The following is a 22,934-nucleotide window of genomic DNA, read 5'->3' as shown; positions in this document are numbered from 1 at the left end:
TATTTTTAAACATGTTCTAATTATTCTTTGGGTTTATTTGACTAAACTCAACTGAAAATTATTCGACTAAATTTGAAATTTTATCAATCATTTAATAATTTAAGTCTACTTATTACAAGCTCTCAAATTTAAAACTTACTGTATAATGGCAAGTAAGATTATTGGAGGTATGACAGAACAATTTTATCACACTTTGCCTGATCCTCTGGACCTCATCACCACTAGCCCTACAAAGGAGGCGATATCTAATTTTTTAACACAGATAACTTATAAGCAGTTTCCAGAGTTCATACTGGATATTCTTGTAAAAATTCTCAATCACCGTAAAGTAGACATCACAGATGGACAGGGTGATGAACAGCAAGATATTCTTACCATGAGTCCCAGTGGCACAAGATGCCTAATTCAGTGTAAGCATACTCAGCAAGTGAATAGCCATTATAACGGAACCGACCTCGATAACATGGTCACTGTATGTCTTCGAAAAAAATGTAAGACGGCACTTTTTGTTACCAATGGCGACTTAACCCCTCAAGGAAAAAAATATGTAACTGATAGAGAATACAATCGGCTAACCGAGGACTTATTTCCCGAGTCCAATGTCAACTTAGAAATTGATTATTGGAATGATCTTAAAATATGGGATCTAATAAAAGACAATGCGGACATATTACATAAATGGTTTAGTGGAATGGGGCAAACAAGTGGTCTTCGCAGATTCAAATTTAATGTGTTCGTTCAAAAACTGCCCTATTATGGATTTGAAAATATAGAGCTAGGTAGTAACCGATTAATTGAATTAATTACTTCTACAGGTAAAGTCAAATCTATCCAGGACGATAATTTAAATGGAAAGTTGCCCAGTGGCATCGAAATTAGTATTAAAAAATGGTTTCAGCATACAAGTCAAATTGATATCCATTATGTGCTTCCAGAAAAGAATAATGACCATCCTTATCGATTATTCGACGCGCTAGCTATTGAAGTAACTGTTCAAGAGAATAAATATAAACCTGAATTAGTTAGAGATCAAGTAATAGATTTTCTATTTAATGGTGCTTTACCTTCTCTCAAAAATGATCCAGGAAAATGGTGGCATATTACCGCTAGCTCATGTAAGTCTTTTATCTTTCTCTTTGATGTGGGAGAACCGAGAGAAATCAAATTGTGCTCTGCCAAAACTTACGTAACCATTAACTGTGATCAAATTTATGGGGAGTTTGAATATTGTTCTCTAAGCAAGGAACATTTCAAACCAACCTATCCCCAGTCTGATGAACAAGCGATCTGGACTCATGAATCTGGAGTGCATGTATATCAGATGTTTGATCAAAAGTTACACCCTGTGGAAGTTTACCAGAATCAGTTGAGACAGCTTAATAATATTAGCTCCTATGAACACTTTCGTTTCTATGGAGCCTTTAATGTTGATAACGCCTTGTCGATGAGAATTCGTAGTATACTTCCTAATGAATGGGTGGCAATGCTATATAATAAGGACGGTATAATTTGGGGGATACCATCGAATTTCTCTGGAAGAGAGATTGATGCTATACATAAAAAACTTTCTAACATTTATATTAATGTTCTAGAGGTGGATGATATAACCAAGAATAACATTCTTAAAAATGTAAGCCACGAAATGCCTCCAGCCGATTTTTTCTATATTTCAGATATGAATGATTTAGGTTTCCCAGTTGACCTTTCTGAGCGCCTGATATGCCTCATTAGTGATATCTTAGTAGAAAAAATGACAATAGAGATTGGTATAGAGTTACTTAAATATAAGTATGCATTGGAGCACCAACATGGGTTTACTCACCTGAAAGAAGAAGGAGAAATACACTCTCATACCAGCGAAATTCCAAGTTTATTGGCGGATATGCTAAGCCTCAGAGGTAAGGTAATGCTCGATATTGGCGTAAACTCTAAGCCTATGAAAGTTCATATTCGCTATCGTAAATCAATTCTTTTGCCCAGTGATTTGTTGGTTAAACAGTGCATTGAAGATGCAATGTGCATTATTGAAGATTTAAAATTACTTGCAGATGGCAAAACCATCAACGATACCAATTACATTGTATAAAAGAATAACTTATATTGTTTGAGCTGAGAGATGTAAACGATAATTGTAATTGCTACTATTTTAGTTTACAATTTCTAGGCAACACTGCCACTATGATTATTTCAGGAGTATAAAATGTAATTGCTTATTGAATGAAATAATTCAAATGAGCCAAAAAACTCGGAGGGAGCTGCTGCCTTGCCATTCCACTTTTCCATCCCAGCAGGTTTCAAACAATTGGAAAGATATACAAGGAAACACTCAAAATAATGTGAGATCAAATGTTAGCTTCAAAGATTCAATCTCACATTAAATCCGAACTAAACAATAGGATAGATAATGTTGATAGAATATTATTTTCTTCATGTAGCGCAATTATTCATTATGCAACATCAGATAGCAAATGGAAAAAATAATATTAAAACACCATCAGAGCAAATACTCTTTGGGGAATTTCTGGTTACTTTTTTTGTTGGTAGCCTTTTTTATAACAATTAAATTCTTTTGGTCTTGGTGGTTTGTAGAAGATTGGCTCGGTTTCAGTAATGGTGTTGATGCTAGAAATTTCTTCGGAATCCTGGTTGGAACTACAGCAACTTTTTGGGGATTTTTGACAGCCGGATTTCTGCTGACTTATCAACTCAGTACAAAGGAAGCAAAAAGAAGGAAGGCAAGCAATGTCTTATATAACTCCAATGTTATTGGTTATAGCAGTCTGTCGGCATTCTTGATGGTCGCCTCTATAATCTGTTATGTTTGGATACCAGATTTTAAAGCCGATAGAGATCTCACGATTGGCTACTTCATATTATTCTGTTTCCTAGCATTTCTTATATCAGTTTTCCCTCTGTTTTATCGTTTGCTTACTGATACGAATTCTTTAATGATTGTGCAGGAGCTAATCTGTACCCTGACGTTGACGGATTTTTTCGAAGCAAAGGAAGCTTATTACATGGGACAATGGAAGAGTGCTACTCATTTAAAATTGTCCATTGTCCTTGACGAAATAATATATTCAATTCGTGAGAATGACAATTCAGCATTGCATATGCTATTAATGGGGATGGCGAAAAGTGCCAATGAGCTCATTATGCCTGGGATTAGACGAGAAGACTGTGAATCGGTCGTAGAAGGAATGTCGATATTATTGAAGGACATGGAAGCGTTAGCGATGGCAGCGGCAGATAGCACTGCGTATTGCGATTCTGTATCTGATTGTATAATGGCCATTTATGAGCATGCTGCGGCACAAAGGATACCTCTTTTATATTTTCATAATCTTCAACGTTATTATAGAGAGCTGGCAGAAAACATTGCTAAGAAAGGAGATATTATCAGTCTTCGAAAAATCATAGAGGTATTGAGTACTTCATTTAGATTACATCTGCGAGAAAACTGTCCTCCACAGAACAGACTTTCAAACTTGGCGCAATTGTTTAAGCAGCCCGATGTTGAGCATAATTTAGACGCTGAGCTCCAGTGGGAAGCTATCATCGATTTTATTCAAGACATAGGTCACATACTAGAGTTGGCCATTAGTAACTCTTCGAAAAATCTGTATACTGCTGCCGCCAGAAGTTTGGAATTTCTTGCCAAGATCATAGAGCATGGAGATTTCCCAAATCTTGAACCATTGCAAAGAGCGTCCATTCTGGTTGAAATTGTTTATCTCCAGTTACTATTAAATGGCGAAGACGCGCTTAAAGAAGGGTTGTTCAACGACACGTTAAATACTTACCATCTCGATGGTAGCTTAATCGCCGACACGATCATTAACGATCCAGCATCCAGCCGGTTGATATTGCGCGGCATCGGTGATCATTTGATCAATGCACGTCGCCATGGGAAACTCAATGTATGGTCTACAATTAATGACTTTGGTGCCATTCCACGCCATACTGCAAAATATTATCATGACAATGAAAATGTGCGCAAGGCTACTAAATATATCTTTGAAGTATTCAAGATGATGAAAGAGGAAATAGAAAAAGGAAATCTACCTAAGGAGAAAAAGACATATGATGAGATCAAAAAGCAGTTATCTGTGCTTGTCTCATCTTTGAGAGAACAGGAGGCAAAGGGAGGTACCATTCATCTAATTACTGAATTAGAAAGCTGTATCACCACTTTCAAGATAATAACAAGTGCGCCTGACTTCAACATTATCCCATGGTCAGAAGATGATTAACCGGTGTCGGCCTTCTATTGACATATGGAAATAAATAAATTTGTACAAGCCTTTTGACTTATCTTTTTCTGAATTTCTTAATAGAACTTGGTAAATTTCCTAAAGCTGAATCTTACCTATAATATGTCTGGAAGTGTTAAATCTGCCAAACTATAGATCTAAATTGTATAGAAATATTTGAAAGATACTTTGGTTATAGAGATAAGCTGCTAAACACGATAACGGAATTTTAAGGGAAATATACAAACTACCTTCCAAGTATTTTCTGTTAATGAATCAGTAATGTATAATAGTAACTGGGTAGTAGGTGGGCCACTGATAAGTAACACCGATAAGGTTGTTTTCAAAACATTTTAGTTTGGAATAAATAACAAAATTTAAGCATCCAGGTCGAAAGATTTGGAGATTTTTTAATTTTCTAATATTTTAGGGAAACCATCACAACAAGAATATCATTATGTATCCTTTTGCAAACAAATACTTCACTCCTCAGCAGATCAATGCATTCATTTTGTCCAAAGGGATAGAGGATCCTTATGTGGATTTATTCAGGGAACAGGTGGAACTCTACTTGAAAGATGTGGATGAAAATGAAGATTGTTCGAAAGAAGAATGGGGTGAGTCATCGCTTAGGTGTTCATGGGATTATGTTACACATTATAGTGCACAATTAAACCGCGGACATGGTACACTATGGGCAACCTACTATGCGAAGGAGTGTTTTCTGGAAGACGAAGAGAAAGCATTTACAGAGGCCTGGTATACCATTTGGAAAGATGATAAATCGCTGGCATTGACAGAGTTAAACATTTATTGTTCCGGACTTGACAAAGATGAGTTTTACAAAGCTCAATTCATAGACGCTATCAGTAATCTCTGTTTATTTAAAGAGGCACATCAACTTGCGGAAGAATGGTCCGCCAATTATCATCAAAAGATCAAATCAGGTAAATCTGAATTGCATGCCAGACTTTACGCTGATAATGCAGAAATCTATTCTGAGATATACGCTGAAAAATATGCATCAACTTATGAGCAATATTTGGATCAGGGTAAATCTGAAGCTTATGCGGTAGCAAGAGCACAGTTGACAGCAGAGAAATATAATGAGCACTTTTTTTATACCTCTACTATTGAGAAAGAAGAACAAATGAACATGGAAGACGCTATTGCCGGACATATGATTGCATGGGAATATTTGCGTAGTCTTGATCTACAGCAGGAAGCCCGCTTTATTGACATATATAATAGCGTTTATTTAGGCAGAGGAGACATTCCAGAAATATATCGTCTTTCCGGTACAGCGAGGGAAGAGAAAATTCTGGAGATGGCATTACAACGGTATAATAAATAGGGTAAGAATAATCCAAAATAAACATTAAGAAAACAACAACTTTAAATATATTCGCAACGCCAAAGTTCCCATGCAACCATATCTGATATAGATGGTATCCCCTCAGGCATTTTATCTCAATAAAGACTGTAGTCGACTCTGTATATTACCCTAAATAGTCTGCAATTTTGGATAAATCTTCGTTAAAAAGGTTTGAAAGTTATCCCCGGTAGCCCCGCAAGGAAAGAACAAATCATAGTTGTAATAATTATCCCTTTTCCTTTCTTAAGAATGGAAAAATACAAACTAGTTGGTATTGCCGGGCTTTTTTGATTTGTTTAATTTCATATTACTTTGATAAGGCTTATTCATCAGATAAAATGATAGAGCAGTAATGTCTCCATTGTTACTATTAATTCATCAACATCATCAACATTATGATCATTCAATAGCATTTTTCTATGCAATGTATCTTAATGAGGAACACAATACTATTTAATACATTTCATCCTTACAAAAAATGTTTAGCAATCCCGCACTTGACGCATTTATAGGTTTAATTTTTATTTACCTGTTATATAGTCTCTTAGCTTCTGTGCTTACTGAGTTCTATGCCCAGATGTTTAAGGTGAGAGCAGGAATATTGAAGAAATCCATATACTGGATGCTTAACGATGATAGAAAAGATAAAAATAGCCTTGCTGCTGAGTTTTATGCATATCCTCTTATTAAGTATTTGGCCAAAGCGGGCAACCAGAAATTGCCAGCCTATTTTACGGCTGATAATTTTTCCCAGACTTTAATTGCAGTCCTGCGTGGTGATCATTTTGATCAAACAATTCCCCAAATGGAACTTATAAGAAGTCGGTTGTTTGCAGCAACGAATCCTGCAAATACCGGGCAAGCTTCATTCGTGATAAGAGAAGAAACACGCAAGTACCTGAAGATGCTTTGGGTGAATGCGGCTAATGATATAGACAAGTTTAAGTTATCCCTTGAGAAATGGTTTAATGATAGTCAGGATAGAACTACTGGTTGGTACAAGCGACGTACCCAGTGGGTTACATTAATAATTGGGCTGGGGATAGCCATTGCAGGAAATGTCAACTCCATTGCTATTGCACATTTGCTGTTGAAAGATAAATCAGCAAGGGAGCAAATGGTTAATCTTGCTACCGGCAACTATAAACAATCAGGTGCAGATAGTAAACAGCTGGGGATTGCAACAGATGAAGAAGCAAAGGCTATCAATGGCAGATTAAATGATGATATTAATCTTGTACAGTTAACGCTTGGCCTCGGATATGGTAAAATCGAACCGGATGTAAACAAGGAGAAAAAATTGAAGGCAGCCATCGAAAATGATGAGAAACGTTTTGATGTCCTGGTGCTAAAAGTAGGCAGAGATAGTACTATAAAAACGGATACATTAAAGAACACGCTTAAACAGATAGAAAACGGAAAAGCCGCCCTGAACGATTATTACACACATATTTCGCTGGTTAAGAAATATCAGGGTTGGTTCTTATCTCCCATCGGTTGGTTACTTACCGCATTTGCGGTTTCTTTAGGTGCTCCTTTCTGGTTTGATCTATTGAATAAGATTATACAACTCAGGGGTACCGGACCAAAGCCCGTCCCTTCCACATCTAATACAAAAGACGGAAGTACAACTGTTCCTGAAACACCAAAAAGAAAAGGATAGTTATGAAAGTTGTATCCAATAGCTATTTGAATGCAAGAGTTGGGGCGCCCTCTATAACTACCTCTAATCCATCCTGGCTTCGGCCCGGCGATGAGATTGATATTGATAGCGTCGGAATTGGAGATACGATTGAAGGAAATTCAATCTGGTATCATGCTACTAATAATTGTTATTACTGGAGTGGAGGTATTGATAATATTGAGTTCGAATTTCCCGGAGCAGATTTTAGTACGCTAACGGCTAAAGAAGCAGTAGAAGTTGCTATCAATCTAAAAAATTTCCTTTTCGACCGCTACTATAAAAAGAATTATATCACGGGTATTGGTGTTGGTTATAAAAATGATGAACCAGCTGATGGTATCTGTATGACATTTTTAGTATCTCAAAAAACTGATCAGGTTACCCTGATACCTGAGTATTTTCTCTTTAAAGGTTACCGTATCCCTACAGATGTGAAATTGAGCGCCTCCGCGAAAACCCACCATTATGATCCTACGAATAAAGAAAGATGCATACTGGCTGATCAGGGAAATCCGGTTCACTGCGGTGGAAGAGTGCTGAACGGTGACAAAGAAATATGTGGAACACGCACACTTTTTATATCAAAGGACGAAATAAATTATATGCTTACCTGCTTCCATGTAGTGGCAATGTCCGAAATTGTCGATTCGACGGATTATTTTTTCGGCGATCTACAGGCAAAAAAAATTCTTTTTTCTGCTTCAGGTAAACCGTTTCAGGTGAGTAAAGGTGCTCTAAATTCTTTTTTTGATTATGCACTAACAGAAATAACACATCAGGATATGGATAATAAGTTTCCTCATCCTTTTTTTACCAATACGCTGATTGTTGATTATTATCGGAAAGATGAACTGGAATTAGGTCTAAGGCTATACAGTTTTGGAGCAACCAGCGGTCCGCAGACCGGAATAATCAATCATGTCTCATTTGATGTAGACTTAATGGCGCATGATACAATTCGAAGCTACAAAGGGTTGATTCGTACTACGAAAATTTCAGAACCTGGCGATTCCGGTTCTCCTGTAGTTGGTGTAAACGGGAAGCTAATAGGTTATGTAGTTGGAGGAGTTGAAACAGCGTCAGAAACAGATGATACCTGCAGTTATCTTATTCCATGGTATAATGTAGCAGATCAACTTGATTTTAAAATAATTAATGTATGAATAGAAAATTACTTCTTTGTACGCTTGTAATTGGTTTAACATCCTTTCAGGTTAAATCGCAAATTATATTTCGGGGTTTTAATGATATCAAACCAAGACTTGACAGTATACCCAAAGACAATATTCAGGAAAAGCAATATGAAATAAACTTTATTGGATTCAATGATCAACAATTCCAGCAGATAACAAAAAATAGTACCATACAAATTGGAAATGACGAAGGAACAAGGGCGAAGCTGGCAGACATATCCGCGAATAATAACTTATCATCAATTACCAGGAGTGGAGTAGGTGTAACATCTCAGATTACTTTCAAGATTACAGGAAAACTAAGCATTTTGCCGGAAGGAGGAACGGCTATACTTCGGTTCAGTGACGGCACCACTGACCTGGGAAGTCTGACGCTCACTTATAAGAAAAGCACTGAAAATCCTGATGGTAATAGCGCATCTTCGCTTACTATTGGAGACCTGGTAAATCTGACAGGACTTAAAACTGACGCTCTTTCTATCCCCTCCGGCGTAGGTTGCACTGGTCCCGATAGTCCGAATCCTCTGGATGCTGATAAATTTAATGTCAACCGTATTATTTATCTGGCAGATAGAAATCTAACTTTCTTTTATAAAAATGGTACTAGCCTATATCTAATTGGAAATTATAAAAAAAACTTTTTAAAAGGATATCATTTTAACGGAACAAATTTGCTGCCAGTAGACAGTGCTAATATAAATAACTTCGAGAGCAAGAGAAAAATAGTGGTTAGAGATGATCAACCACTATCCTTTGAAATAATTAATGTTAACCCCCAGGCATTCGATATTGAAATTACAGACCGCGCAGACCGTACAAATATTGAATCTAATAGTTTGCTTGAACTGCTGGCTTTTGGGGGGGGAAAGGCGGCCGCGGGTGCTGTACAGGGTAAAGAAACGCATAAAATAACGCAGGAAGATAAAATTAGGGTAGCGATGTACCTATATTCAAAAGAGATCGAAGAATTGTTACTCCTGTTGCAACAATATTGTATCTATAAACAAAATGATATTATACAATTTAAATTGGATGCTAAAAAGCAGATAGATCATTATTTTGTAAAGAATCTGGGAAAGGCCGCAGTTCAAACTATTTCATCTTTCCTAGCCCAGTCAATCCCAACGCCAACAGAAGCCGACACAAAACTTATCGATGCTTTTCTGAAGAATTATTATTCACTGCCTGCGGCATATTATAAGAATATAACACAGATACCTGCGGTAGATGGCAGTTATGATAAAATTGCGTTTGTTTTCAGCGTTAAAGCAAAAGTCAATACTCCTTATAAAACAATTGTCTCGGAGAAATCAGTGAATGCATGGACAAAAGGCGGCTTTAAGGTGGATGTAAGTACCGGCTTGTATTATAGCGGCTTACAGGACGAAAAATATGCTATCCGTGCAGACAGTACAATTATGAAATCATCAGCAGGAGCAGACTCTGTTACGGACAAAAGAAGTCAACTCTACAAGGAGAGTAATGGCAAAGGAGAGTTCGGTTTTGCGAGTTTTATGCATTTTTATCCTAAGATTAGCCCAGGATTCAATATCTCTGCGAATATTGGCGCAGGAGTTACATTTAGCGAAAAAACACGAATAAGATACCTGGCAGGATTGGGCTTTTTAATAGGACAGGAAAACCGGATAGCGATCAATGCAGGGTATATTTTAGGAAACGTTAATAAGCTGAGCCGTCAATATGCTGATGGTGATAAAACTAAATTAAGTTATGCGGAAGCAGGGAAAGAGATTGTCTACACACCGAAATTTTCAGCGCAGCCATTTGTTAGTTTGACCTATAATATACCTTTTATAAAGAAAAAGGACAGTATTACACAGCAGGTAGATGCTTCGAATAGTACATCCGCAGAAAGTGCTAAAGCAGATCCTGCAAAGAAAAATTAACCCCAAAACAAATAATAATGGCTCCGGCAAAAAAAATGGCCCAGACGAGAAGGTATAAAGCCCCGAAAGTCAGGGCTATGAAAAAGGCTGCCTCATCTCCTGGATCTCATCAGAAGTTGAATAAGCGTGAAGGCGACCTGGAAATTGATTGTCTCGAAACATTTATACGTTTTATTGAAGGGAAAACAAATCTTGAATATGTTCTTTACAGAGGACAAAACCAGGACTGGCCACTTTTGCCTAAGCTAAGTCGTGTAAAGATTCGTGGTAAAAATGAGTTGTCGGTAGAAAGAGAGATGCTGGAGAATTTTAAACGATTGGCCAAACCTCATATCACAAGGATGCCGTGTAATGACTGGGAGTGGCTTGCGCTGGCTCAGCACCATGGTATGGCAACCCGTTTGCTGGATTGGACAAGCAATCCATTGGCTGCATTATGGTTTGCTGTTTCACAGCCCGCCATTGAACCTGGCGTTATATATGTATTATTCGTTGATAAGAAAGCATTTTTAAAACCAGAGGAATTGCGGAACCTTGATCCGTTTAAGGAAACAAGCCCAAAGGTCTTTCAGCCCGAAATTTCAACTATCCGGATTCAATCTCAGTCTGGTTGGTTTACAACTCAGCAATTGGATAAGAAAACGCAAAATTTTATTCCGTTTAATAAAGCTTCTTCTTTTAGCAAGGATATACAACGATTACAAATTCCTAGTAAATGTTTTTCTGAGATTAGGTACCAACTGGATAAACTAGGGATAAACAGGTTTACCCTTTTCCAGGATTTGGATGGAATCGCTGCTTATGCAGAATGGTCACATACACTGTTGCCTGATGAACAGGAGATTGATGATACGGCAACTAAAGGAAAGAAGTTATAGTTAAGAATATCCTTTCTAATAACTGGATTTGATTTCTCTGCCATTTTTAATAAACCGGAGGATAAAGCCCTGCTTATTGTTAAAATGAGCTTGTATAAGGTTGACTACAGCTGCTCTGTTTTGTAACTTATCAGAAGCTATTAGTTCAGGCAACATATACCAACCTCGAACTTTTCGCATACTATATTCACTTATTTCAGCCTAAACACCTCCTAAATCTATCCAATCCTGCATAATTTGGTTCGAGGTTCCGATACCTGGGGCCGCTAAGAGGGACTGATTATCGAAAAGATGATCGGTCCCTTTTTCGTTTTTACTCGTATTACCCACCTGTTGGGCAATACGGATAAAAATATAGTTAACTTTGGGAGTTCGAAATGTCTCATTTTGTCGGTCATAGATAATTCCGTCGGGGAATATGAGAGTTTGAAGCTTTTCCTTTGCACCTGTGTTACTGGAACGCCATACCATAGCGAGATTGGAAGAAAGAGATATGGCTTGGTTGATTACTTCTTCCAGGTTCGAAATACTTCCGGTGCATTTTTCCAGGTTGGTGGAAATAAGATTCCGCTACTTACTATACCGGGAATAAAACTTATCGAACGTCTCCTGCCCTATTTCTTTTAATACATACCTACTTTCCTCCAAGCCGTCGATCTTGTTATCAACCTCCTTTAATTGAGCGGTTAATATTTTCTGTTGTTCTATGTTTTCCCTGTTCATTTCATAATACTCCTCTAGAAGTACCTTTCTAAGGAATTCTATCTGATTATCATCAAAACAGAATTGACTTAATAACTGCTCAAATAGTTCATGCATCCTTTTGGCGCTTTTATTGCACTTACAGCCATCTTTTCGGCATTTATAATACCACAGTGATTTTGCTTTGACTACATAACCTGTAAATGGCTGGTTGCAGGTATCACATTTAATGAGACACTGTACACTGTCCGTTACCGACTACAACATAACCTCGTAAAAATATTTACCCTATGATAAAGTGAATATGCTCTTAAATAGCATGTCAAATAATGACTGTTTCTGAATTGCTATTTCTAAAGTCCCTATCATCCCCACTTTTACATCAACTAAATTGTGTCGTTTTCTAAATAAGATAAGAGGAACATTAAATTCAGTAAAGGTAACACCTGCCACATCTCCATTAATAGTCTGTTTTGATTCCATATTTAAACTGAGCCTTGCAGGCTGTCCAGCTTTTATATTTTTCGATATGGCAGTATTCAATGATAATATCATAAATGAAGTGTCAGATGGAAATGGTAAAATAGTAATAGGTATATTGGCAGTCTCATGCACTTTAAGGGTGTTTAGTAAAATAAACAATCCAAAAATAAGTCCTCCAATGCCCAAACCGCCCCAGACCAATAATCCTTTAGGAGGATTATGGATAATTTCCTGTGCTTCTTCAGATCTTACTTTATATTTATTGGGTTCCATATTTAACTACCTAATTCAAGTTGGTTTTTTACCAGTTCAAAATACTTATACTTGTTCTTCACAAGCCGATCATGATTCCCTGTTTCTACAATATGACCATTTTCCAATACAATGATCTGATCTGCATTTCTTACCGTACTCAAGCGATGAGCAATGATTACCACAGTTTTACCTTTTAGAAATTCATTCAAATTTTCCATGATCACTCGTTCATTGTTAGTATCAAGATTGCTGGTAGCTTCATCAAAGAAAATGTAATGAGGGTTTTTATATACAGCTCGTGCAATCAGGATTCGTTGCTTTTGCCCTCCGCTAATCCCGAGACCAGAGGCTCCTATCTTCGTAGTATAGGCTAGTGGCAGCCCCTCAATAAACGGCATTAGATTGGCAGTTACCACTGCTTTTTCCATTAATTGATCATCGATCTCTTCACCATTCATTGCTATATTTCCAGCTATAGTATCATAAAAGATATATCCTTCCTGCATCACGGTACCACACTGTCCTCGCCAGAGACCAGGCGATAATGTATGAAGAGGGCTTTCTCCAATCATAATTTCGCCCTTCACTGGTTTATAAAATCCTAAAAGCAATTTTAACAGTGTTGTTTTTCCACTGCCACTCGTACCTACAATAGCTGTTATTCTCCCTTTTGGAATGACCATTGAAATATCTTTAAGTACAAATGGAGAATTAGGACCTTCATATTGAAAGGACAGATGGTCAATAATGATATCCCTGTGAAGATCACGCTCTCGTTGGAATTGATCAGAATGGCTTTCCTCATCTTCTTTATTAAAAATCTCCTGCAATCTATCTATACTGAGTCGTGCATCCTGTGAGGCTTTAATAAAGCTAACCAATTGTTCTATAGGTCCGTTAATCTGTCCGGTGATATATGAAATACTAAGCAGCACCCCCAGACTGATATCTCCTTTTATGACATAGCTGGCAGCAAGGAAGGATACAACAATATTTTTAATTGTATTGATGAAGATAAAGCCCGATTGTTGATACTGTTCTAGTGCGAGAGCCTTTATACCCAGGTTAAAATTTTTCACCTGCAACTGCTCCCACTCATTACGTTTATTGGCTTCGCTTCCAAACAATTTTATTTCCTGCATGCCAATAATTGTTTCATAAAGCTTATCCTGATTTTCTCTACTGGTAGCAAACCGCTTATAGTCCAACTGTTCTCTTTTTTTCTGAAAAAGAAATATCCACCCTACACTAATTACACTTAGGATCGCAAAGATGGAAAAGATCAGGCAACTGAAATAAGCAAGAATAGCGGTAAAGAGGAGCATATTTATCAAAGAAAATATGGACGTTAATACCGTTCCTGTTAAGAAGTTTTCTATTCTATGATGGTCGTTTATCCTTTGAGATAGATCTCCAACAGCCTTCGTTTCAAAAAACTTTAACGGCAGCCTAAGTAACTTTGATAGGAAATCGGATATGATATGCAGGCTGATCCTCGCGTTAATATGTAATAATAACCAACTTCGGATAAAGTCAATGACAGTACTCCCAATAAACAAAAATAATTGAGAGAGCAATACAAGGTAAACTAATGAGATGTTCTTTCTGCTTACTCCTTCATCAATCAATAACCGGGTTAGGAAAGGAAAAGAAAGAGAAATAAGACTAGCCCCCAGCATTGCTCCTATTAACAATACAATATGCTTCTTAAAAGGAGATAAATAATTTAGTAAAAAACCATATCCCAATCTTTTTTCTCTGACTTCACGGGCCAATCTAAATTCAGAGGATGGTTCTAATAAAAGAATGGTTCCTTTATTGTCAAATGTTGATATCCAGGATCTATGTATTTTTTCTTCATCGAGCGCTACTATTCCAAATGCAGGATCAGCGACGATAAAATAAATTTTCTTTGTTAATAAAGCCTTTTTAATACCATACAAAACAACAAAATGGTTTTGATCCCAATGCAGTATGGCCGGAAATGGACAATCGTTTACAAGCAGATCCATATCTACATATGCCATCTGCGTACGAAATCCGATACTTTCAGCAGCCTCACTGATACTTAAAAGACTAACTCCTTCTCTACTAATAAAACATCTCTCACGCAAATAGTCAAGGGGGTACAACTTCCCATAAAAACGCGCGATCATTTTTAAACAGGTAGGCCCACAATCTATTGAGTCATGCTGGCGGTAAAAGAATCTTTTTCTCCCCATGTTAAACATAGTGTTATTTTATGCGTAAACTATTGCTTCCAGGAACCTTTCAATGACCATCTGTTTCTTTTTATCTTCATCAAAATCATATACACAATAATCAATCCCCTCATGCTCAATTGCTTGTTGTGAACACCCTCCATTACATATAGGCATGATCTTACATTCAAGACATGGCTTATTCTTAAATTTACTACTCATGCGTTTTTCATATTTGGGGTTCCAGAGGATCTTACCATCATCAGATAAAATACCTTCACTATTATTAGTTGTAAAATCCCTTGCAGTGCATTTAAATACCTCCCCATTATAATTGATAGTAGCATGGTTTCTATGATCACCATAGCAGGATCCCAAAACGGTATCATGTGACGCAGTATCTACCTTAAATCCTTTTTCCCGATAATACCAGCGGGCATCTCTTAAATCCTGGTCGTCTATGTTTTCCAGCTCCTGCCAAACTTTATGTATATCAAAGGAAAGATAACTTCTGTCGGTTTCATTTAATTCTTCAAAGTCCGTTAAAATATCATTTAAGCCAGGCAGCGTTTCTGGTGAGCAGTTAATCCTTACCAGTACTGTCAATTGATTTTTCAATAAGAGTTTGATGTTTGATACTATTGCATCATAAGATCCCTTGCCTTCAGATATAAACCTAACTTTATCATGTCTTTCCCGATGTCCGTCAAGCGTGATCTGAAAAAAGGAAAGATTGTTACTTTTAGCCTGATCGGCTATCTCCTGGTTGATAAGTAAAGCATTAGTAGTCATGGATGAAGTGAACATAACACCTTTATCTGTGCACAGTGTTTTGACCTTTTCCAAAAGCGGGGCTACTACTTTTTTAAAATATAGCAAAGGTTCACCTCCAAACCATGAAATGGATAGTTCTTTAAGGTTAGGCATTTGTTCTAGTATGGCCGACACAAACCGAAGTGTATTAAGCTTTGTATCTTCATCCATCTTTGAATCTTTGATATGGGTTTCATAACAATACCAACACTTAAAATTACAGTTCATGGTAGGATTAATATGGAGCTCAAACAGGGTATCATTATTATCAACCTGGTTAACTATATTTTTCACCTGTTCTATCTCATCCAAATCGTCATTGACAATAAACCCCTTTTCAATTAGAAAGTTATAGAATGTTGGATGTACTTCGTCTAGCTCCGTGAAATCAGCTTTTTTGACAGAAGCCTCATACATCGCTACTAACATTGGATCAAGTATTATATATTCTCTGGTGAATGAATTGAATCCAATGGTCTGTTGATCATACTCAAAAAAAAAAATTATAACGACTAACTTTCATAATTTCATCATTAATGGCATAAAGAGATATCTGTCCGCATTGTGAGTGCAGATAGAAAATTTTATTTTTTATGGAATATATTAATACAGGAGGCTGGTAGTAGTTTGGGTTTTACGAACTATGCTAAACGATCAGATTAGCAGCTCTTAGAGTTGTTACAACCTTGTTTGTTCGTGGTATCTGTACAATCAGTGCCGTTTGTGCAAGTATAGTTAGTACCTGTGCAAGTACCCGTATTATTGCAGGTATTGGACGCTTCAAATGTGCTGAACCCACCTCTGATAGAACCGAATCCACCGGTGATAGTACCCTCTGAATTGGTATTGATGCTTTTGATAAATGATGAAATGCTCTTTTTCATTTTTAGTAGTTTAATTAATTAAATAATCATGAACAGGTAACTTTGTTTGTGCAAACAGATACTCCACTACCCACATTTGTAGAGGAACAAGTGTTGGAATTAGTACATGCACTATTTACGCCCTCAGTGCAGGAAGTTGAGTTGGTACATGATACATTACTTGATGCAGCCAGGCTTGCACCACCTTTGATAGCCCCAAAACCACCAGAGATCCTTCCATCAGTAGCGGCGTTTAATTGAGACATTAGGGATTTGATGCTTTTCTTCATATTTTTTTCAATTAACTAACAATCACCTAAATTTGTACAAGTTTGAAAATTGCTTGTGTCTTCACATCCCAAATAATTTGTGCAATCGGAATTAGTATTTGAACAGAATGTTGCTTCGTTTGAACAACTATAATTAGTGTTTATATAGGCAGCATTTACACTAAATGCCACCTCTAATAGTTCCGAATCCACCCGAAATTTTACCGTCTTCGCTGGTATTAATGTGTTTAATAAATAAAGAAATACTCTTTTTCATTTTTAATGGTTTTTAAGTGAATAAAATAATCAGGAACAAGTACCCTTATTAGCACAAACGTAAGTCCCATTACCTGTATTTGTAGCAGAACAGGTACCTGTATTAACACATACAGAATTTGATCCTTCAGTACAAGAAGTTGAATTTGTACATGACGAATTACTTGATGCAATCAGGCTTGCACCGCCTTTAATAGCCCCAAAACCACCTGTGAGCTTTCCATCACCAGAGGCGTTTAGTTGGGTCATTAGGGATTGGATACTTTTCATCTTACATTTTTTTAAATTGATTTACAATTAAAATCACCGGCATAGCCACACTCTGTAGCATTTGGCGAGACGTTAAAAGTGCTATATTTAGACAATAATAGTTGATGACCTCTCCACATATACTGTTAGTACAAGAAACATTGGATACGGTCTATCTGCTATTACGTTAAACTCGTCTCTTATAGCTATGAGTTTAACAGCATGCCTCAATGGGTGGATGCATTAATTGCTGTCTTAAACATTTGATTTTTTCATTTCTATTATTTTTTTTGTTAAAAAATCACCCCTCAACTACCAGCTCTTCCTGTATTGGTTTCTGAAGAATGTGCATTACCTGTCTTTAATTTTTTATTCCCGAAATTATATCTCATGGTTAGACCTACCTTCCTGGCATCATTATAACCACTGTTGGTAATCAAGATCCCATTTGCTATATAGCTGGAAGAAAACTTCCTTGTCCTGAAAATATCATTTACGTTCAATCCTATTTGTAGTTTGCCATTCGGGAATCTATAACGTCCTGTAATATTGAAGTAGTAATATCCCGCATTCTGCTCTATATCGCTTACATCTTTAGATTGATAATTAAACTCTACACCTCCTGCCAGGGTTTTATCTTTATTAAAATAGAAGGTATTGTTACTCCTGAAAATCGCCCCCCAACCATCAGTAACAGCAGCCGTTGAAGAAAGAGAAGATCTTGCACTGTTATAATAAACATATACCTCGTCCACACTTTCTAACCACTTAATATTTGCCTGATAATAGGAGACCCCTGCCTGAACAAATTGAGAAGAAAGGAAGTTAGCATACTTTGTAGCCGTGATTTTGGTATCTTCATCCGGGATACCTATAACACCGATCTTGTCATCGCTAAAGCTATACGAAAGAGAAAAATTCAGATTATTACAGGTTTCTGAAATAGAAAAATTATTAGTGATAGAAGGGGTTAGATAAGGATCTCCCTCTAGATATTGGTACTGACTCAGATAACGGCGAAAAGGATTCAGAAATGTAAAGGATGGTCTATTGATCCTTCTTCCATAATCAATGGTCAGCTGATTTTTATCATTGAGCTTGTATTGCAGGTAAACTGTTGGAAACAGATTGAAATAATTGTTATGATTGATCGTGTCTGAACCATTATATGAATGTCCTTTCGTTTGGGTATATTCTCCTCTCAATCCTGACTGAAAGGTCAGCCGCTTTCCAATAGTAGTGCTATAGTTAAGGAACAGTGCCTGCGTATTTTCATTCAATTTAAAAACATTCCTGCTGTAAAAATCATCGATCCCTATTTGATGCGTATTCAAATCCACATCATTATCATTCTTAATAAAATTAACTTTAGCACCAAATGACAGATCATGTTTTTTAGCTGGCAACTTTACAATTGCATTAAGTGAATAAAATTTAGAAGATTGAAAATTATTGGACGTTAGCTGAGAATATCTATCTGTTAATTCATGTCTTTCTCCATCATACAAATTATTGTCTATACTCCTTGGTAAGGCAGAATGATCTATCGTCCAGTCAGCATCAACGGTTAATTGTTTTTTATGAAGAGAGTCCAGGAATTTTTCATAATGTACATTCGCGCTGGCTGTCTTATAGGTGATATTATTTTTTATATATTGATCCGATATAGAGTCAATCCCCTTATTTTTATTTAAGAAAGTAGTATAATTATTACCTGTCTGATAAGGATAAGAATAGAGGATATTAATAGAAGCACCTACCAGGCTATTTTTACCCAGATCAGCATCAAAACCAAACTGTCCACTCGCAAATTGAGAAAGCTCTTTCACATCATTCTTTGTAACCTGAGTTTGATCGCTATAATAAATGGAACCGGAATAAGAATCTAACCTGCTGCCTTTGGCGACGCCAGCAATTGCAAAATATCTTATATTCTTTTTGTTATAGTTCAGAGAAATATTGCTTCGGGCTAATTGTTCCCGGGTCTTCTGCGCATAAAGGGTCAATGTTCCATTGTATCCCAATTCTTTTTTTCTTTTTAGAATGATATTAATGATCCCACTACTACCCTGTGCATTGTACATCGCTGGCGGAGTAGTCATAATTTCTATGCTTTCTACTGATTCAGCAGGAAGGGATTTCAAATAATTAGCCCGCGCATCCGCTGAAAATTGCAATGGACGATTATTAATCATGATTGAGACTTCCTCCTTTCCGATTATACGAATCGCATTCCCATCCACTTTAACCTGAGGAGTTTTTGATAATAACTCCATAACATCGGCGCCATTAGTATTAATATTATTACTTACATTAAATATTAATCTGTCGATTTTCCTTTCTATAATTGGTTTCTTTCCTTTTATATCTACCGAATTAAGTAGTTGGGTGTTTCTTTTCATTGCAATATTAATAGTGGTATCACCATCTACCCAAAGTGATAATTCCTTACCTCCATAATTCAAAAAGGAGAATTTCAACCGATAACTATTTCGTTCATTAATATTTAACTTATAATATCCAGTACTGTCGCTGAATGCTATCTGCTGTTCCCCTTTTCCAGCCTCTAATGTTATGGTAACCAGCTCTAAAGCAGAATTGGTAAGACTATCTGAGATCTTTCCCTGAAGAATATATTGTGCATATAACCTAGCATTGAAAAATAATATTACGAGCGTAAAAAAAACAATCAGGCGCTTCATGGTTAATTATAAATGCTTTATTTCGAAATCTTAATATTAATATGGACAGATTTTGGCAATAAGATCCTCCTTCGCAACATTGTAGCGAATATGCAATTAGTACTCCCAATTGAGTAACAGGTATTTTAGTAGAAATAAATATAACTTGCCATTAGCACAAAGCCGATGTGAACACTTATGACATGACTGGTTGATTAAATGATCATGCCGGGTATAACACGATAAATTTTAATAATTATGATTTAAATTAAGCTATAGGTAAATGGTTGGGTAAATAATAATCAGATTCGCGCTTCTCACATTGTATAGTATATCCCGAGTAGTTTAACAACAAGACAAGTATAGGTAAAAAAAATTAAAGAAGGAAATTTAATTAATAAAAACATTGTTGTACAGAAAATACTGAAATAAAAACTTTAAAAAAATTTAACATCTAGTGATTGGTCATTGACTATAATTACAGAAATACTTATATCAAATTGGTTTACAATACTTAATAAATAAATTACTATTTTTCAACAGGTTTCCTTCCGCTCGGCAAGCTTAAATGCCTTCAATTCGAAAGATTTAAACGCTTTGTTGATATAAAAAAAACAGGGCAAGGAGTTACTAGAGACAAATCACTTTTTCTTAAGTGCTCTTCTAAAAGCACATTCCAAATTCCTTCCTTCGATAAAAGCTATAAATACTTAATCAAAAAACGAATAAAGGAGTTATAAGGGGAATAACTCAGCAATGAATATTGCATCCTATCCCTCCAATAATATCGATGAAACATTGTAATAAAATTTATAACGGCACTAGGTGGTAATTCTGATGCAACTGGGAACACTTATGTTTCCATATCAAACCAGGTATCACCCCAGGATATAAATGATATATGATCGTTAACTGGCTTTCAATAGATTTTTAATTTCATTTTACCAATAAAGTTGTGAATCTCAGATAAATCTTCCATAAACTGGTTCCGGGTAGAGCGGTTCGTTACCTCCCCGCTCCCCCACAGTCCCGTACGAGCGGTTTTCCCGCATACGGTTCCTCTATTTACGGTTTCGCTAACTGATAGCTGTGATAGATCTTTGGTCGAATAAGTGGTATCCATTCTGTAGTTAGCTTTGCTATCTTACCCCATGTCCAGACTCGTTTTCCGCCCCGATGGTTGAGCCATTTATGGAGCAGATGTTTGGTCCGGTTGTAATAAATATGCAGCTTCCTGCAGTTGAATGTTATACCGTAGTAAGCATAATGGCCGCGCAGCTTTTGGTTCAGCTCTGCGATAAGTTCCCTTATCGGAAGCTTATGTCGGTAGAACTTGATCCAGTCGCTTAAGCGTTTCAAAGCCTGATTCAGTTTCTTACTGCTTGTCTTGCGTTTCAGGATGCGCTTCCCTTTCAGACTTCTACTCATGTAATGGGTAAAGCCTAAGAAGTCAAACGTTTTAATTGGATGATTTCCGCCCTTCTTTTCTTCTTCCAGATCAATTAATCTGGTCTTTTCAGGGTGCAAGGTCAAGCCAGATTTCCCTAATCGCTTCGGCAGTACTTCCATCACCCGTAAGGCATCTTCCCTGTTAGTAAACCCCAACAGAAAATCATCCGCAAAGCGGATGATGAAGCTGCCACCTCGCAGTAATGGCTGGATTTGGTCTTTGAACCAGGTATCCAAAACATAGTGTAAATAAACGTTGCTAAGCAATGGGGAAACGCTCCCCCCTTGAGGCGTTCCTTCTGTTGGATACGTCACCTGTCCATTTTCAATTATGCCGGCCTTCAACCACTTGTCGATCATTTTCCTTATCACACCATCTTTTATCTTTAGGTCAAGGAACTCCCGCAAACATTGATGATTGATACTCCCAAAGTAGTTTTGCATGTCAGCGTCTATTATATAGCGCATCCGGTTTACGCTCACTTCTCTGGATAATTCCTCCAATGCCTGATGTTGAGATTTCCCAGGTCTAAAACCATACGAACAGGAATAGAATATTTCCTCGTAGACTGGTGTCAGCACTCGGGTTACCGACGTCTGGAGTAATTTATCTTCCAACGTTGGCAAACCCAGCGGCCGGTATTTGCCCTCTCCTTTGGGTATAAGTACTCGGCGGATATGGGGCGCACGATAAACACCGCTCTTAAATGCAGTCAATAGTTGAGGTATTCTTTCTTCTCTTTGCTTATTATAGTCGATCCATTTTTCTCCATCTACCCCGCTTGCCCCTTTCTTATTGAGGCTATCGAAGCAGGAATTTAACATATCAACATTAATAAACTCATGCAGGTTCGTCAAGGCTTCTCCCCGGTATTTCCTTGCCCGTGCCGCTATCTGCATCTCTACTGTTAACACTTATTTCATGTCTCTGGTACATTTAGTGTTGCTAAGATGCTGGTTCCGTAAACAGACATCCCCCTTCCTTACTCAGTGGCTTTCATAGAGCTGATTTCCCACCTTTCTAACAGTACTATGAGGATGCTAAGACTGCCTTCGTCCTTCTCCTTGCCTTCGATCTCTCTCGGCGTGGATACCTCCCGATATCACCTTTTCTTAACGCAATACAAGGTGGTGATACTAACCTTGGATGCCTGGATTATTTATTGCTCGGTAAATCCTTAAATAAAAATCCGACTTCCGTTCGGAGACGTTAGGCTCTCCTGTGTTCCCGTATTACCCCTGTCTACCTTTGATATGTTCTCAGACCCCGGTCGAATCGCCCCTGCTCGTCAGGTAACGCAGGTTAGATGTTGCATTAGCATTTCGAACAACTAAAGCTTCAACATTGAGGACAGTTTCGAGGTTCAATAGCATACCTTCAGTAGTCGCTGTCTACGCTTCGG

15 protein-coding genes are annotated in these 22,934 nt (G+C 37.2%); 7 read left to right on the top strand and 8 right to left on the bottom strand.

Annotated features, from left to right (window positions below):
- Positions 1–145 precede the first annotated feature (145 nt).
- From BW716_RS31720 to BW716_RS31690, 7 genes are all read left to right on the top strand, one after another.
- Positions 146–2,086 (top strand): restriction endonuclease, encoded by a 1,941-nt coding sequence (locus BW716_RS31720; RefSeq protein ID WP_083730073.1) that lies wholly within the window; start codon positions 146–148, stop codon positions 2,084–2,086.
- A gap of 382 nt (positions 2,087–2,468) precedes the next feature.
- Positions 2,469–4,253 (top strand): hypothetical protein, encoded by a 1,785-nt coding sequence (locus BW716_RS31715; RefSeq protein WP_083730072.1) that lies wholly within the window; start codon positions 2,469–2,471, stop codon positions 4,251–4,253.
- A 457-nt stretch (positions 4,254–4,710) separates the two neighbouring features.
- The gene (locus BW716_RS31710; RefSeq protein ID WP_083730071.1) at positions 4,711–5,607 is read left to right on the top strand and encodes a hypothetical protein; all 897 of its coding nucleotides are present in this window, start codon (positions 4,711–4,713) and stop codon (positions 5,605–5,607) included.
- A gap of 499 nt (positions 5,608–6,106) precedes the next feature.
- Positions 6,107–7,291 (top strand): hypothetical protein, encoded by a 1,185-nt coding sequence (locus BW716_RS31705; protein WP_083730070.1) that lies wholly within the window; start codon positions 6,107–6,109, stop codon positions 7,289–7,291.
- A gap of 2 nt (positions 7,292–7,293) precedes the next feature.
- Positions 7,294–8,475 carry a serine protease gene (locus BW716_RS31700; RefSeq protein WP_083730069.1) on the top strand — a complete coding sequence of 394 codons (1,182 nt, stop codon included), beginning with the start codon at positions 7,294–7,296 and terminating at the stop codon, positions 8,473–8,475.
- The gene (locus BW716_RS31695; protein ID WP_083730068.1) at positions 8,472–10,412 is read left to right on the top strand and encodes a hypothetical protein; all 1,941 of its coding nucleotides are present in this window, start codon (positions 8,472–8,474) and stop codon (positions 10,410–10,412) included. Before BW716_RS31700 ends, BW716_RS31695 begins: the two co-directional genes overlap by 4 nt.
- Positions 10,413–10,489: 77 nt before the next feature.
- Positions 10,490–11,290 carry an FRG domain-containing protein gene (locus tag BW716_RS31690; RefSeq protein ID WP_220388878.1) on the top strand — a complete coding sequence of 267 codons (801 nt, stop codon included), beginning with the start codon at positions 10,490–10,492 and terminating at the stop codon, positions 11,288–11,290.
- Between the two features lie 570 nt (positions 11,291–11,860).
- Here the strand turns inward: BW716_RS31690 and BW716_RS31680 are convergent.
- From BW716_RS31680 to ltrA, 8 genes are all read right to left on the bottom strand, one after another.
- Complete coding sequence (locus BW716_RS31680) at positions 11,861–12,109, bottom strand: hypothetical protein (protein WP_083730065.1); 249 nt, start codon at positions 12,107–12,109, stop codon at positions 11,861–11,863.
- A 171-nt stretch (positions 12,110–12,280) separates the two neighbouring features.
- Positions 12,281–12,748 carry a hypothetical protein gene (locus BW716_RS31675; protein WP_083730064.1) on the bottom strand — a complete coding sequence of 156 codons (468 nt, stop codon included), beginning with the start codon at positions 12,746–12,748 and terminating at the stop codon, positions 12,281–12,283.
- Positions 12,749–12,750: 2 nt separating this feature from the next.
- A complete protein-coding gene (locus tag BW716_RS31670) occupies positions 12,751–14,952 on the bottom strand; it encodes a peptidase domain-containing ABC transporter (protein WP_083730074.1) in 2,202 nt (733 codons plus the stop codon).
- A gap of 18 nt (positions 14,953–14,970) precedes the next feature.
- The gene (locus BW716_RS31665; RefSeq protein WP_083730063.1) at positions 14,971–16,173 is read right to left on the bottom strand and encodes a radical SAM protein; all 1,203 of its coding nucleotides are present in this window, start codon (positions 16,171–16,173) and stop codon (positions 14,971–14,973) included.
- Between the two features lie 230 nt (positions 16,174–16,403).
- Positions 16,404–16,628, bottom strand: coding sequence for a hypothetical protein (locus BW716_RS31660; RefSeq protein WP_083730062.1), 225 nt, complete (start codon positions 16,626–16,628; stop codon positions 16,404–16,406).
- A 26-nt stretch (positions 16,629–16,654) separates the two neighbouring features.
- Entirely contained in the window at positions 16,655–16,897 is a 243-nt protein-coding gene (locus BW716_RS36490) for a hypothetical protein (RefSeq protein ID WP_143709148.1), read from the bottom strand.
- Between the two features lie 812 nt (positions 16,898–17,709).
- Positions 17,710–20,103: an outer membrane beta-barrel family protein gene (locus BW716_RS31645; protein WP_083730059.1), complete on the bottom strand. Its 2,394-nt coding sequence runs from the start codon at positions 20,101–20,103 to the stop codon at positions 17,710–17,712.
- 1,044 nt (positions 20,104–21,147) lie between these two features.
- Positions 21,148–22,431, bottom strand: a complete 1,284-nt coding sequence (gene ltrA, locus BW716_RS31640; RefSeq protein ID WP_220388877.1) for a group II intron reverse transcriptase/maturase — start codon at positions 22,429–22,431, stop codon at positions 21,148–21,150.
- Positions 22,432–22,934: the final 503 nt, after the last annotated feature.

Origin of the sequence: [Flexibacter] sp. ATCC 35208 (assembly GCF_001975825.1) — a bacterium.
Lineage (GTDB): Bacteria > Bacteroidota > Bacteroidia > Chitinophagales > Chitinophagaceae > Chitinophaga.
This window is presented reverse-complemented; position numbering and strand designations above follow the sequence as displayed.

Bases quoted from the DNA above. Each gene is read 5' to 3' on its own strand.
- BW716_RS31720 (WP_083730073.1), top strand. From the start codon at position 146: ATGGCAAGTAAGATTATTGGAGGTATGACAGAACAATTTTATCACACT.
- BW716_RS31715 (WP_083730072.1), top strand. From the start codon at position 2,469: ATGGAAAAAATAATATTAAAACACCATCAGAGCAAATACTCTTTGGGG.
- BW716_RS31710 (WP_083730071.1), top strand. From the start codon at position 4,711: ATGTATCCTTTTGCAAACAAATACTTCACTCCTCAGCAGATCAATGCA.
- BW716_RS31705 (WP_083730070.1), top strand. From the start codon at position 6,107: ATGTTTAGCAATCCCGCACTTGACGCATTTATAGGTTTAATTTTTATT.
- BW716_RS31700 (WP_083730069.1), top strand. From the start codon at position 7,294: ATGAAAGTTGTATCCAATAGCTATTTGAATGCAAGAGTTGGGGCGCCC.
- BW716_RS31695 (WP_083730068.1), top strand. From the start codon at position 8,472: ATGAATAGAAAATTACTTCTTTGTACGCTTGTAATTGGTTTAACATCC.
- BW716_RS31690 (WP_220388878.1), top strand. From the start codon at position 10,490: ATGAAAAAGGCTGCCTCATCTCCTGGATCTCATCAGAAGTTGAATAAG.
- BW716_RS31680 (WP_083730065.1), bottom strand. From the start codon at position 12,109: ATGCATGAACTATTTGAGCAGTTATTAAGTCAATTCTGTTTTGATGAT.
- BW716_RS31675 (WP_083730064.1), bottom strand. From the start codon at position 12,748: ATGGAACCCAATAAATATAAAGTAAGATCTGAAGAAGCACAGGAAATT.
- BW716_RS31670 (WP_083730074.1), bottom strand. From the start codon at position 14,952: ATGGGGAGAAAAAGATTCTTTTACCGCCAGCATGACTCAATAGATTGT.
- BW716_RS31665 (WP_083730063.1), bottom strand. From the start codon at position 16,173: ATGTTAGTAGCGATGTATGAGGCTTCTGTCAAAAAAGCTGATTTCACG.
- BW716_RS31660 (WP_083730062.1), bottom strand. From the start codon at position 16,628: ATGAAAAAGAGCATTTCATCATTTATCAAAAGCATCAATACCAATTCA.
- BW716_RS36490 (WP_143709148.1), bottom strand. From the start codon at position 16,897: ATGAAGAAAAGCATCAAATCCCTAATGTCTCAATTAAACGCCGCTACT.
- BW716_RS31645 (WP_083730059.1), bottom strand. From the start codon at position 20,103: ATGAAGCGCCTGATTGTTTTTTTTACGCTCGTAATATTATTTTTCAAT.
- ltrA (WP_220388877.1), bottom strand. From the start codon at position 22,431: ATGCAGATAGCGGCACGGGCAAGGAAATACCGGGGAGAAGCCTTGACG.